Origin of the sequence: Pantoea nemavictus (genome assembly GCF_037479095.1) — a bacterium.
Taxonomy (GTDB): Bacteria; Pseudomonadota; Gammaproteobacteria; order Enterobacterales; family Enterobacteriaceae; genus Pantoea; species Pantoea nemavictus.
Genome location: NZ_JBBGZW010000001.1, coordinates 184,761 through 198,024, shown reverse-complemented (window position 1 = coordinate 198,024; position 13,264 = coordinate 184,761). Strand labels below are relative to the sequence as shown.

The 13,264-nt window shown below is 57.5% G+C and carries 13 protein-coding genes; 2 read left to right on the top strand and 11 right to left on the bottom strand.

Annotation, left to right across the window (positions count from 1 at the left end; translation table 11 throughout):
• Window positions 1-44 precede the first annotated feature (44 nt).
• The 4 genes from WH298_RS00985 to galB are packed head-to-tail and all read right to left on the bottom strand — an operon-like array spanning window position 45 to window position 3,475.
• The gene (locus tag WH298_RS00985) at window positions 45-929 is read right to left on the bottom strand and encodes an NAD(P)-dependent oxidoreductase (protein ID WP_180821963.1); all 885 of its coding nucleotides are present in this window, start codon (window positions 927-929) and stop codon (window positions 45-47) included.
• 3 nt (window positions 930-932) lie between these two features.
• Window positions 933-2,021, bottom strand: a complete 1,089-nt coding sequence (locus WH298_RS00980) for a 4-oxalomesaconate tautomerase (protein ID WP_180821962.1) — start codon at window positions 2,019-2,021, stop codon at window positions 933-935.
• 3 nt (window positions 2,022-2,024) lie between these two features.
• Complete coding sequence (locus WH298_RS00975) at window positions 2,025-2,738, bottom strand: 4-carboxy-4-hydroxy-2-oxoadipate aldolase/oxaloacetate decarboxylase (RefSeq protein ID WP_180821961.1); 714 nt, start codon at window positions 2,736-2,738, stop codon at window positions 2,025-2,027.
• A complete protein-coding gene (gene galB / locus WH298_RS00970; RefSeq protein ID WP_180821960.1) occupies window positions 2,735-3,475 on the bottom strand; it encodes a 4-oxalmesaconate hydratase in 741 nt (246 codons plus the stop codon). The genes WH298_RS00975 and galB overlap by 4 nt, the downstream gene beginning before the upstream one ends.
• A 129-nt stretch (window positions 3,476-3,604) precedes the next feature.
• On the opposite strand from galB, the gene WH298_RS00965 reads away from it, so the two are divergent.
• Window positions 3,605-4,831, top strand: coding sequence for a LysR family transcriptional regulator (locus tag WH298_RS00965; protein ID WP_180823669.1), 1,227 nt, complete (start codon window positions 3,605-3,607; stop codon window positions 4,829-4,831).
• Here WH298_RS00965 and aroQ read toward each other — a convergent pair whose 3' ends face one another.
• From aroQ to WH298_RS00935, 6 genes are all read right to left on the bottom strand, one after another.
• A complete protein-coding gene (gene aroQ, locus WH298_RS00960; protein WP_049852062.1) occupies window positions 4,832-5,263 on the bottom strand; it encodes a type II 3-dehydroquinate dehydratase in 432 nt (143 codons plus the stop codon).
• Window positions 5,260-6,099: an amidohydrolase family protein gene (locus WH298_RS00955; RefSeq protein ID WP_180821959.1), complete on the bottom strand. Its 840-nt coding sequence runs from the start codon at window positions 6,097-6,099 to the stop codon at window positions 5,260-5,262. The genes aroQ and WH298_RS00955 overlap by 4 nt, the downstream gene beginning before the upstream one ends.
• A complete protein-coding gene (locus WH298_RS00950) occupies window positions 6,099-7,358 on the bottom strand; it encodes a gallate dioxygenase (protein WP_049852064.1) in 1,260 nt (419 codons plus the stop codon). The genes WH298_RS00955 and WH298_RS00950 overlap by 1 nt, the downstream gene beginning before the upstream one ends.
• A gap of 17 nt (window positions 7,359-7,375) precedes the next feature.
• Window positions 7,376-8,755, bottom strand: coding sequence for an MFS transporter (locus WH298_RS00945; RefSeq protein ID WP_007892813.1), 1,380 nt, complete (start codon window positions 8,753-8,755; stop codon window positions 7,376-7,378).
• A gap of 445 nt (window positions 8,756-9,200) precedes the next feature.
• Window positions 9,201-10,931 (bottom strand): arginine--tRNA ligase, encoded by a 1,731-nt coding sequence (gene argS, locus WH298_RS00940; RefSeq protein ID WP_180821958.1) that lies wholly within the window; start codon window positions 10,929-10,931, stop codon window positions 9,201-9,203.
• Between the two features lie 170 nt (window positions 10,932-11,101).
• Window positions 11,102-11,224 (bottom strand): hypothetical protein, encoded by a 123-nt coding sequence (locus tag WH298_RS00935; protein WP_007889544.1) that lies wholly within the window; start codon window positions 11,222-11,224, stop codon window positions 11,102-11,104.
• Window positions 11,225-11,554: 330 nt separating this feature from the next.
• On the opposite strand from WH298_RS00935, the gene WH298_RS00930 reads away from it, so the two are divergent.
• A complete protein-coding gene (locus tag WH298_RS00930; protein WP_036620951.1) occupies window positions 11,555-12,097 on the top strand; it encodes a VOC family protein in 543 nt (180 codons plus the stop codon).
• On the opposite strand, the gene WH298_RS00925 is transcribed toward WH298_RS00930, so the two are convergent.
• The gene (locus WH298_RS00925) at window positions 12,094-13,233 is read right to left on the bottom strand and encodes a MalY/PatB family protein (RefSeq protein ID WP_180821957.1); all 1,140 of its coding nucleotides are present in this window, start codon (window positions 13,231-13,233) and stop codon (window positions 12,094-12,096) included. The two genes, WH298_RS00930 and WH298_RS00925, sit on opposite strands and share 4 nt — an antisense overlap.
• Between the last annotated feature and the right edge of the window lie 31 nt (window positions 13,234-13,264).

Here is a 13,264-nt window from a genome sequence, read left to right as displayed (position 1 = left end):
AAACAATTGCCGATAAACAAAACGCATACCTCTATCCGTATAACTCATTGAGGTGGATAGATCTTATCCAGCGTCTCTTGCCAAATGAACGGTGTCAGTTGTTGATAGCGCAGGGAATGTGCGTTTAACGCATCAATCAGCCCTTGCTGTGTCGCAACAATTGCTGCGCTCATCGCGGCCGGTACGTTGACGTCTTGCAGCATTTTCACCACTTCCTGCATCTCTTCAGCGCGGCGCTGGCCGTGTTCCGCCACGCGGCTGATCAGGTAGTGCGGCAGCTGATCGTTCCAGCCAAGCGAAGGAAAACTGGCGTGCAGCGAGTCGAGCACCGCTTCTTCAACGCCGTACTGCCGCGCCGCACTCAGACATTCGGTGGTCAGCGCTTCCAGTCCTTTAATCATGACGCTGCGGCACATCTTAATCGCCGAGGCTTCACCCACTTCGCAACCCAGCAGGCGGCTGTTGCAACCGAGCTGTTGCAGCAGCGGCTGCACTTGAGCAGCCTGAACGCCGCCAATCAGCAGCGGCGTGGCCAGGCGCTTTGGCGGCACCGGCGCCATCACCGCCACGTCGACATAGCTGGCACCGCTGGCGCTAATCACCTCCGCCGCGGCGCGTTTGGTATGCGGTGCCACGGAATTGAGATCGAGAAAATGCTGGCCATTGTGTAATAGCGCTGCGGCCTGCTGCGCCACGTTCAGTGCCTGCGATGCGGTGACCGTGGAGAACACCAGTACGGCATCCTGCAGCGCTTCAGCCAGCGAGTCGGCCAACCGCACGCCGCTGTGCTGCGCTTTTTGCCGCAACGCGGGCAGGTTCTCCGCCTCAAGGGCTTTGCGATCCCATACCGTCACCGCATTGCCCTGCGCCTGTAAGTCATGGGCCAGAATGCCGCCCGCTTCACCAAAACCGATAAACGTGATGTTCATCCATTACTCCTTGCTGAATGGCCAAATCGCCGCCGGAATCAACACCTCACCGGCAAAAATGGCACGTGCGGTACGCAGCAGACCGCAGCCCGCCAGCGGGTTATCGCCGCTGCGCTGCAGCAGCACGCTGAACTCACCGCTCGGATGTTCCACGCTCAGACGCTGCTGAGGCGCATCGCTGGTACGCGCCAGACCGTCGGCGACGCTACCCGGAATCAAACAGGCGCTGGCGACGCTCACCGCGCCGAGCACGCCAATCGAGGCGTGGCAGCGGTGGGGAATAAAGGTGCGTGAGCTGATCGCACCGCCGTAACGTGCCTCGGCCAGCAGGGTCACTTTCGGCACCGTGCGCTGGCTGACATCACCCAGATTCATGCGTGGCCCAGCCTGCAGGCGAATCGACTCCAGCCGCTGTTTCAGCTCGCTGTCGTTGTCTAATTCGTCGCGGCTTTCATAGCCGCTGCGATTAACATCCGCAGCTCGCACCAGGATCACCGGCATACCGTTGTCGATGCAGGTGACGTCGATGCCGTCAAAGCGATCGCGCGGTTGACCGGTCGGCAGCAGGGCGCCACAGCTCGATCCCGCAATATCGTTGAAGGTGAGGGCGATCTCGCCCGCCGTGCCCGGTACGCCGTCAATGCGCAGTTCGCCGTCATAGTCGACTTCCCCGCCGGGCGTGGCGAACGTTGCTTCGGCAATTTGCCCGCTGTTGTGCATAAAAATGCGCACCGTGGTGCATTCACGGCCCGCCGCAACCAGCCCGCGCTCGACGGCGAAGGGGCCGACGGCAGCGAGAATATTGCCGCAGTTTTGTCCGTAATCGACGCTGGGGCGATCGACATTGACCTGGGCAAACAGATAATCGACATCGGCATCGTCGCGGCTGGACGCGCTGACGATCGCCACTTTGCTGGTCAGCGGATCGGCGCCCCCCAGGCCATCTATCTGACGGGTATCGGGCGATCCCATCACCGCCAGCAGCACCCGGTCACGCGCTGTGGGATCGGCTGGCAGATCCTGGGCCAGAAAGCAGGCGGCTTTTGAGGTGCCGCCGCGCATCAACAAGCAGGGAATGCGACGCTGGCGCATGGTTTACTCCTCCAGTTGCTCAAGCGTGTCGAGATAGCGCAGGCCTTTTTCCGCCAGGCGCGGGCGCATCTGGTAAATATCCAGCCCCAGTTCACCGTCTGCCAGGCGGGCGCGTTTACTCTCCTCTAGCGCTTCACGCTGACGCGCGTTTTCTGCCACGCTGGCGGCGTCACTGCGCGGCACCACTACCACGCCATCGTCATCGGCCACGATCACGTCACCGGGCCAGACCAGCTGTCCGGCGCACACGAGCGGGACATTGACCGAACCGAGCGTCTCTTTCACGGTGCCTTGCGCATATACCGCACGCGACCAGACCGCGAACCCCATTGCGCGCAAGGTGCGGCTATCACGCACCCCAACATCCGCCACCAGTCCGCGTACACCGCGCGACTGAAGCGAGGTTGCCAGCAGATCGCCAAAAAAGCCGTCGCTGCACGGTGAGGTGGGCGCTACCACCAGCACATCGCCCGGCTGACACAATTCCACTGCCACGTGGAACATCCAGTTATCGCCTGGTGCCACCAGCACGGTGATCGCACTGCCAGCAATGCCACAATCCTGCTGAATGGGGCGAATGGCGGGATCCAGCAAGCCTGTGCGCCCCTGCGCTTCATGCACGGTGGCGACACCTGAACGGGCCAGGGCATCAATATCCACCGCAGCAGCACGTTGAATATGGCGTACCGCCACGCCTTTTTTACCGATGAGGCTCATGCCAGATCCTCCGTTACGCGCGGGAAGATGCTTTGATAGCCTTCGCCATAAACGATATCGCGCTGACTGGTGATCCCGACGTTACGCTTGGCCTGCACGCCACGCTGCTGTGCCACACGCGTGTAGTATTCCCACAGATGTTCCTGCCCGGCCATGCACTGAATCGCCTGATATTTTTTATCCCACACCGAGGTGATATCCAGCAGCACATCCGGTTTCCAGCTGCACTGCTCTGGCTGGTGCGGTTCGAAGCAGTAGACCGGCGGTGCACCGACGATTTTTTCGCCCGGACGATAGCCTTCAGCCTGGGCAATAATGCGTGCTTCCTGCGCCAGATGCGTGGCCATCGGATGATCGTAGTTGTAGGGATCCTGCAAAGAGTGCGTCAGGACAAAGTGCGGCTGCACCCGGCGGTAAACGTCGGCCAGACGGAACAGGGTTTCTTTGTCGGCACGCAGCGGATAATCGCCGAGGTCAAAAAATTCGATGCTGGCACCCAGAATGTCGGCCGCCGCCTGCGCCTCGCTGCGCCGGGCCGCTTTCACTTTCGCCTCACTCATCTCCCCTTTACGCCACAGCTTGGCCGATTCACCGCGCTCGCCAAATGAGAGACAGACAACGTGAACCTCATAGCCCTGCGCATGATGAAGCGCGATGGCGCCACCCGCGCGCCAGACGAAATCCGCTGAGTGAGCGCTGACCACCAGCGCGGTTTTTTTTGGGGTGTTATCAGTCATGGCATACTCCTCCGCTGTTTTTTCCATGCTGTCACTGCCGGCGCGGTGCGGATAATTCATTTGATTGCAGCGGGTATGCGTTTTATTTATATTGCGACATCGATCGGTGGAGAAAGTGGGCAGGGAAAAATGGCGGAAAATGCGAGTCAGGAACTGACAAACCTGATGCAAATCAGAGCCTTTAGTCAGGTGGTAGCCCAGGGCAGTGTTTCTCGTGCGGCAGATGAATTATTTCGCACCCAGTCGGCGATTACGCGTGCCATTCGCGACCTGGAACTCACGTTAGGCGTCACGCTGTTTGAGCGCCACGCTGGCGGCATGATGCTAACTGACTTTGGCAAATGTGTGCTGCCGCGCGCCTTACGCGCGATTGAGGAGTTGCATCAGGTACCGCAGCGCCTGGCAAAACTACAGGGGCGCGGCGCACAACGTAACGATGCGGAACCGCTGTGGCTGTTTAACGTGCGTCGCCTGCAAATTTTTATCACCTTGTGTCAAACGCGGCATATGCAGACGGTGGCGGCGCGTCTCGGACTCAGTCAACCGGCGGTGAGCGCCGCGCTGCGCGTGCTGGAGAATGGCGCCGGCCTCGCGCTGCTGGAGCGTACGCCACATGGCATGATGCCCTCGCTGGCCGGACGTGAAATCGAGCCTTACGTACGGCGGGCTCTGAATGAACTGCGCCATATTCCGGCCGATATTGCCGCGCGTAGCGGGATTCTGGAGGGGACCGTACGCGTCGGTGCGCTGCCGCTGGGACGTACGCGCATTCTGCCGCAGGCGATCGTGATGCTGACGGCGCGTTATCCGGGCGTGCGTGTGGTGACCAGTGAAAGTGCCTTTGGCGTACTGGCCGCAGAAATGCGCTCTGGCGATATTGATTTTATCTTTGGTGCGCTGCGCCGTGATGAAGACGCGCTGGACGTCACGCGCGAAACGCTGTTCTCCGAGCGTATGGTGTTGCTGGCGCGCCACGATCATCCGCTGGTGGGACGCGAGATTGCTACCGACGATCTGCGCGCTGCGCGTTGGGTTCTGCCGCGTTCGGCAACGCCAGCGCGCTATCTGCTGAATAACAGTTTCCAGGCGATGGGCATTCCGGCGCCCGATCCGCTGGTGGAAACCGGCGATCTGGCACTGGTGCGAGGCTTGCTAGTGCAGTCGGATATGCTGGCGGCGGTCTCCGCTCATCAGCTGGAAGTTGAGCTGGCATCCGGCGCGCTGGTGGCGTTGCCGGTGCCTTTACCGGATACCGAACGCGCCATCGGGCTGACGGTGCGCGCGGGCTGCCTGCACTCTCCGACAGCGGATGCGTTGATCCGCTGCCTGCGTGAAGTGTGCGGGCAGGGCGAATAATTAGCCTGCGCGTGCTGCTTCCATCAACGCATAGCGATAGCCGCGAATGCCGTAGCCGCAGATGACACCCTGCGCGACGTCCGAAAGATAGGAGTGGTGACGGAAGGGCTCACGTTTATGCACGTTCGTGATGTGCACTTCCCATAGCGGCAGCGCCACGCCAGTGACCGCATCACGGATCGCCACCGAAGTGTGCGTCCATGCCGCTGGATTGATCACCAGCGCCTGCGCCTGCAGGCGTGCCTGCTGGATCCACTCGATCATTTCACCTTCGTGGTTAGTCTGACGAAACTCAATGGCAACGCCCAACTCTTCGGCCGTCGCCCGGCACAGCGCTTCCACGCTCTCGAGCGTATCGGCACCGTAAGTTTCCGGCTCACGGGTACCCAGCAAATTGAGGTTCGGGCCGTTCAAAACGTAGATGGTTCTCATCGTGACTCCTGTAGTTCAGTAAAACCAAACAGCCGCTTTGGCGTGTGCCACAGCACCTGGCGGCGGCTCTTTTCGTCTGGGATCAGCTGTTCTATGAGCAGCAGTTGCGTGCCCATATCCATGCGTTCGCTGGCGCGCAGGAAGGGCCAGTCGGATCCCCACATGCAGTTTTCGGCACCGAACGCCTGCAGCAGTGCCAGCAGATAGGGATGACCATCGCTGAAGGGATAAGGCTGGCGGGAAAATTTCGCCAGCCCGGACAGTTTCACGCTGGTGCGCTGCTGATCGGCCAGCGACAGCAGCGCCTGAAACGCCGGTTGCTTCAGGCCTGCGCTGACGTCCGGTCGACCTGAGTGATCAATCAGCAGGCGCGCGCGGGTGCGTGACAGCAGCGGCATCAGTGCCAGCAACTGGTCGTTCTGCACCTGGATTTGGGCAAACAGATCCAGCTCCGCCAGCCTGCCCATCAGGCCATCCAGCTGGATAAACGGTTCGGTGCCCAGCATCGCCACGTTAAGCGCGATCCCGACAATGCCCTGCGCTTTCAGGCTGGCGAGCGTATCGCTATCGACATCACGCGGCGTGACCGCAATCCCCTTGAAACGGCCTTCACCGCGCTTGATGGTATTCAGCAGGCAGCGGTTGTCGGTGTTGTAACCCGAGGTCGGACCGACAATCAGCGAATGGCGGATGTTGTAGACCTGCATCACGGCGCGATAGTAATCTGGCGTCGCCAGCTCGTGCCCGTCCGGGTTATAAGCGCTTTCGGGCGCCCAGGGAAAGTTTTTGGGATCAAAAACGTGGTGATGGCAGTCAATGACCGGTTGCGTAAACATCAGTCTGCTTTCCCCGCCACAGAGTAGAGCACCTGTTGATTGCGCGTCTGCTGGAACTGCTCCAGCGTTTCGCCACGCATCGCCGAGTAGATATGCAGGTTAGACACGCCGACCACTGCACCCAGTTTTTCCAGCAGGAAGAAGCTGACGCCGTAGTGGATCATGCCACGCCAGTCGAGCTGGGTGATGAGCGCCTGCTCTTCAGCGGTCAGTCCGGCTTCCTGATACAGCGCCTGCGGCTCCGCGCGGAAACGCTTACGCCATTCCGGCTGAATCATGCGGTGCAGGAAGCGGTTGATTCGCAGCGCTTTCAGGCTGCGCGCCTGAGTAAAGGGATAGGTGCCTGGCAGTTTTTCCACCCCGCTGAGCTGCAGGTTGATCTTATCGCGCTGGCGCTGATGCACATCTACCGGTGCCTCGCGCGATTGGTTTTCGAGGATCAGCGTGGCGATGCCGGTCATTGACGGCAGATAGTAGTCCTGATGCAGTTTCTCAACGTTAGCCGACAGCGCACCGCGCATGATCAGCCACATGATCACTTCGGCGCCTTCCAGACCACCGAGCGTGGCGTATTCCGCCAGAGTGATTTCGGTCAGACGCTCAGGGTCGTTGATCAGCAGATCGATAAACTGGGCATCCCATTCTGGATTGTTGAAGCCGCAGCGCTCGCCGTGTACCTGATGTGAGACGCCACCGGTCGCCACCACGGCAACCTTCAGGTCTTCGGGGAAACTCTCCACCGCGCGTTTCAGCGCCTGGCCCAATTTATAGCAACGTCGCGCCGTTGGAATCGGGAACTGTAAAACGCCCACCGCCAGCGGAACTACCTGCATTGGCCAGCCGCCTTGCCACGGCGCCAGCGCCGACAGCGGAGAGAACAGGCCGTGATCCAGCGCTTTGTCCTGGAAGAATGACATATCGAACTCATCGGCCATCAGGCTGGCACCAATATGTTGCGACAGCGCCGCATGGCCTTTTACCGGCGGCAGATCGCGCGCGCCACCCCCCTCATCGGCGACGGCATAGTCGTCATCAATGCCCAGTACAAAGGCTGAGTAGTGATCGAAAAAGAACGAGGTGACGTGATCGTTAAACACATACAGCAGCACGTCCGGTTTCTTCTCCTCCAGCCAACGCTGCATCGGCGCAAAGCCATCGAATATCGGTGCCCAGGCACCTTCCTGCTGCTTGTTGTGATCGACCGCAAAGCCAATGGTAGGTGTATGAGAAACTGCCAGACCGCCTATGATTTTAGCCATGAGTTGTGACCTCTATTTCATCGATTATTCAGGGTACGCGACAGGGACGGCAGGTCATTAAGGTCGATGCCTTTGACCTGACGGGCCACCTGCGCAGGGTGATGTCGGGTGATGGAGAGTGCCGCCAAAACTGCCGGGAGCGACAAAACGATAAAAATAGCGGTTTGCCCAGGAAATACGCCGAGCAGCACGCCGCCCAGAGAGGAGCTGATAATGGCACCGCTACGGCCAATACCGTGCATCCAGCACACGCCAGTGGCGCGCATTTCGGTGGGGTAGAAAGCCGGAGAAAATGCCTGTAAGCCGGTTTGCGCCCCGTTGATGCAGATACCTGCCATGAAGACCAGCAGTGCCAGCAGATTAGGGCCAAAGCCCCAGATTCCCTGTGATACCAGGCAGAAGCTGCCGAGTAGATAGAACAGGGCAATAACGTATTTAGCTTTAAACCGGTCCATCAGCCCACCGACCAGCAGGCCGCCAACCGTTCCACCCAGCTGGAATAAGCCGGCAACAATCGCTGCGCGTTCCAGCGTCACACCGCCGGAACGCATAATGGTCGGCAACCAGCCGTTGAGCAGGTAGATGACAAACAGTCCCATAAAGTAGGTCAGCCACAGCACCAGCGTACCGCCCGCATAACCACGGCTGAACAGTTGCAGCACCTGGGCTTTCTTCGGGATCACCGGTGCATTAAGCACAAAGGCAGTCCCTGCGGCAAACTCACCGCCAAGGCGCTTAAGCACGGCGGCAATTTTGTCGCGACTGACCTTACGTACCACCATATACATGGCCGATTCGGGTAACAGCCACAGCAGGAGGGGCAACATCAGCAGTGGCAGCAGGCCGCCAAAGCCCAATACCGCTTGCCAGCCATAGTGCGGCAGCATGCCAGCAGCAATGAATCCGCCCAGCCCGGATCCGATATTAAAGCCGCTGTACATCACGGTGATCATCAGGCTGCGGCGGCGCTCTGGCATATATTCCGACACCAGCGTCACGCAGTTTGGCATCACCGCACCCAGACCCAGACCGGTGAGAAAACGTAACACACCCATTTCCAGCGGCGTGCGGGCGAAGGCGCTCAGCAGGCTGAAGCAGGCAAACACGGCAATCGACAGCAGCAGCACGCGCTTGCGCCCCAATTTGTCCGACCACGGGCCAGCGATCAGCGCGCCAATCGCCACGCCAAACATGGCGGCACCAAGAATAGGTCCCATTTCCGCATGACTAATGCCCCAATCTTCAATCAGGGCCGGTGCAATGAAACCCATTGCTGCCGCGTCGTAGCCATCAAACATGATGATGATGAAACACAGGGCGAGGGTCAGCCACTGGTATCCGGTGATCGGGCGGGCGTCGATCCAGCCTTTTACATCGATAATGTCGTGATTGCTCATAGGGTACGCTCTGATTTTTTTATTAATTACGTCGCCGGGTTAAGACTTTTCTCTGCGCTAATGGACATTAACGGCATCACTTTAACCCGACGGTAGGGAGAGTTATTATTATTTTTTGCTGTTAAAACAGCTTGTTAAAGGTATTTTTGTTTCGACTTCGATTACCAAATTAGGGGGGCAGCGTAGGTTTGTCTGCCATAAAATGGTTATCAAGGTATGAGTTTTGTTTATTTGGTGAGCTGTGTCGTAAATTTTGGCATTGGCAAATTTATGGGGAAATTGCCAATGACGGGCGGATAAAAGCGGGTCAAAAAGGGTATTGAGGAAAGTGAACTATCGGCTGGGAAAGTGAGGATAAAGCGTAAGGCGTTGGCGGTGAGTTTGAGCGGGTGGGAAACAAAAGGTTAGCGGAGAATGTCCTTAGACACGCTCCGCTAAAAAGGTATTACATGCGCTCGACGGTTTTAATGCCCAGCGTATCCAGACCTTGCTTCAGCGTCTTCGCGGTTAAGGCGGCCAGCTGCAGGCGGCTGTTACGAATAGTCTCATCTTCGGCGGAGAGAATTGGGCAGTGCTCATAGAAGCCAGAGAACTGACCGGCCAGCTCATACAGGTAAGCACACATCACGTGTGGCGTGCCGTCGCGTGCGACCTGAGTAATCACCTCTTCGAACTGCAGCAAGCGGGTGGCCAGCTGCGCTTCGCGCTCTTCAGTCAGTACCATGTCGCCGCTCAGGCTATCGGCATCAATGCCGGCTTTGCGGAACACCGATAACACACGCGTGTAGGCATACTGCATGTAAGGCGCGGTATTGCCTTCAAATGCCAGCATGTTGTCCCAGTCGAAGATGTAATCGGTGGTGCGGCTTTTTGACAGGTCAGCGTATTTGACCGCGCCGATACCGACCACTTCTGACAGATCTCTCAGCTCTTGCGCCGACATCTCTGGATTCTTCTCGCTTACCAACGCATGCGCACGTTCAACGGCTTCATCCAGCAAGTCCGCGAGGCGAATGGTGCCGCCGCTGCGGGTTTTGAACGGACGGCCATCCTTGCCCAGCATCATGCCAAACGCATGGTGTTCCAGCGGAACCGATTCTGGCACATAACCGGCTTTGCGCACGATGGTCCACGCCTGCTGCAGATGCTGATGCTGACGCGAATCGATGTAGTACAGCACGCGATCGGCATGCAGGGTTTCGAAGCGGTATTTGGCGCAGGCGATGTCGGTGGTGGTGTAGAGATAGCCGCCATCTTTCTTCTGAATGATCACGCCCATCGGTTCGCCTTCCTTGTTTTTAAACTCATCAAGGAAAACCACGGTGGCGCCTTCGCTGGTAACCGCCAGACCTTTTTCACGCAAATCAGCGACGATGCCCGGCAGCATGTCGTTGTACAGGCTTTCGCCCATCACGTCTTTGCGCGTCAACGTCACGTTCAGGCGGTCGTAAACCAGCTGGTTCTGACTCATGGTGATATCGACCAGCTTCTTCCACATGCTGCGGCAATACTCATCGCCACCTTGCAGTTTCACCACGTAGCTACGCGCGCGTTCCGCAAAGGCTTCGTCGGCGTCATAGGTGATTTTAGCTTCGCGGTAGAAGGCTTCTAAATCGGCCAGCGCGATCGCTTCGTGATTTTCATTCTGCTGCTTTTCCAGATAGGCAATCAGCATGCCGAACTGCGTGCCCCAGTCACCGACGTGGTTGGCGCGAATCACCTTGTGACCGAGAAACTCCAGCGTACGCACGGCAGCATCACCGATGATGGTGGAGCGCACGTGACCGACGTGCATCTGCTTCGCCACGTTCGGCGCGGAGTAATCCACCACGATAGTTTGCGGCGCAACGGTGCTTACGCCCAGGCGCGGCAGCTGCAGGGCCTGGGCGGTTTGCGCCGCCAGCCATGCACGGTCCAGAAAGATGTTGATAAAGCCGGGACCGGCAATTTCGACCTTGCTGGCGATGCCGTTGAGGTCCAGGTGCTGAATCACTTGCTCAGCCAGTTGGCGCGGTGCCTGACCCAGTTTTTTCGCCACGGCCATGATACCGTTGGCCTGGTAGTCACCGAACTGCACTTTCGCAGACTGACGAACCTGAGGTTCGCAATCGGCAGGCGCACCCGCCGCTACCATTGCCTGACTGACTTTGTCGGAAAGAAGAGCCTGAATATTCACCGCGTTACCTTCATATGCTGAAAAGGCCCGCCTATTGGCGGCGAGCCGATGTCGTCATCCCGCAACTGCGCGGCGGGACGGAAAAATAGGAGGGGAAGTATACGTGAAATGTTAAAGTGAGTCAGCTTTTCGGTATGCTGTAAGGCGCAACATCGGGCCCTCAGCGCCGATTAACGGCGCCGTGGGTGACGACGAGGATTTTTAACGCTTTTGTCTTCACGCACCTTCCAATGGCGGGAAATTGCAAATCCCATTAATGCAATCAGGACCGCGACAACAATGAGCATAGACATAAGGCCGTTCCTTGTAGTTGTGAAACCCAAATTTATAAGAAAGGGTTTCTGGCTGCAATTGTTTGCAACTTAAATAAGAGTTATCTCATTGTATTAACTATTTTCAATAATAACAGTAGTTTAAGTCACTTTCATAAAGTAATTGCTGGACCTGATTTGACGATAAATCCGAAATGAATGGGCAATTTATGCGGTTTTGAGCCTTTTTGATGCGGAAATCGGATGAATCCGACAATTTTGTCAAGCGGAATCAATACTTATCAATTTTCAAAACGATTAATAAACCTGAACAGATGTAGAGGTAAAAGCGTGACGCAGACCAACTTTCCTATGGAACTGGATGATTTAAAACAAGACTTGACTCATTTTGAGCACTCTTTGCAAGATTTTGCAGAACGCTTAGGTATTCGGTTGGCTGAACATGAGGCCGATCACGTTGCGGTGCGCTGCCATCAAATCGCCACGGCGGAGCGCTGGAAAGCGGGATTTTTGCAAATTGGGAGCCAATTCTCTGAAGCGATCATCAATGGACGCCCAATCTGCCTGTTTAAACTGCATCAGCCATTGCAACTGGCGGGATGGCAAGTCGATGTGATTGAGCTGCCGTGGCCGGGGGAGAAACGTTATCGCCACGAAGGTTGGGAGCATGTGGAGCTTGTGTTGCGCGGCGAACCGGAAACGCTTGGCATGCGCGCGATGGCACTGCTGTCAGATGACGCTTTGACACAGCCTGGTATCTCTTTCAAAACCAGTGCGCCAAAAGGGGAGAATGAGCGGTTGCCCAATCCGACGCTGGCGGTGACGGATGGGCAAACCACGATAAAATTTCATCCGTGGCGACTGGAAGAGATCGTCGCCAGCGAACAGGCCTAACGCTGCGCGGTGACCGCGCGCTGCAAGCGTGTGACCGCTTGCTCTAGCGTGTCGCGCGTACAGCCAAAGTTGAAGCGTACGAAATGATCGTCACCAAAATCATGGCCAGGCGAAAAGCCGAGTCCGTGCTGTTCAAAGTAGAGCGCGGGGCTGGCGACCGCTAACTGGCTGGCATCTATCCAGCCAAGATAAGTCGCTTCAGGCGCTGCCATTCGCAGCTCCGGCAGGGCATTTACCTGCGCGACCAGAAAGTCACGGTTGGCGCGCAGATAATCCAGCTGCGCCGTTAGCCAGGCTTCGCCATCACGCCACGCCGCTTCCGCCGCCACTAACGCCAGGATATCAACGCCTGGCACGATACCTTCACGTACGCGTTTGAAGCGCTGGCGTAATTCCGCATTGGGTATAATCGCCATCGAGGCGCCTAATCCAGCAATATTGAAGGTTTTCGAAGGAGATAGCAGCGTAATGCTGCGCTGCGCGGCATCTTCACTCAAGGTGGCAAAGGGAATGTGCTGCACTTCCGGGGATAACAGCAGATCGCAATGGATCTCATCAGAGCAGACGATCAAATCATGTTGCTGCGCAAAGGCCAGCTGGGCTTCCAGCTCCTCACGGCGATAAACCGTACCACCGGGATTTTGCGGATTACACAACATCAGCAGGCGCTCATTGCCCTGCATCTCCGGAGCGTTGAGATCCATTACCCAGCGGCCGTCCTGTAAACGCAGCGGCAGGTTCACCTGCGCGCGATCGGCTAATTTTGCCGCGCCGCGAAACGGTGGATAGATTGGCGTTGGTGCCACCGTCGCTTCGCCTGACTCTGTGAATGCGCGGACCGAAAGATTCAAACCGCACACTACGCCAGGCAATAACACAATCCATTCCGGCTGAATATGCCAGTTGTAGCGCTGCGCTAATCGGGAAAGGGTGATATCAATCAAGCCGGTTGGTGTTGCACCATAGCCAAAAACACCGTGTTCGGCGCGCTTTTTTATGGCCTCAATCACGCACGGCGGTGAACGGAAATCGCTGTCCGCCACCCAGAGCGGCAGCACATCACGATCGCCATATTTGTGCCATTTCAAACTATCGCTGTGACGACGGTCTATCCATTGATTAAAATCGAATGCCATTGTGCGAGTTCCACGTAAACTATCCAATTGA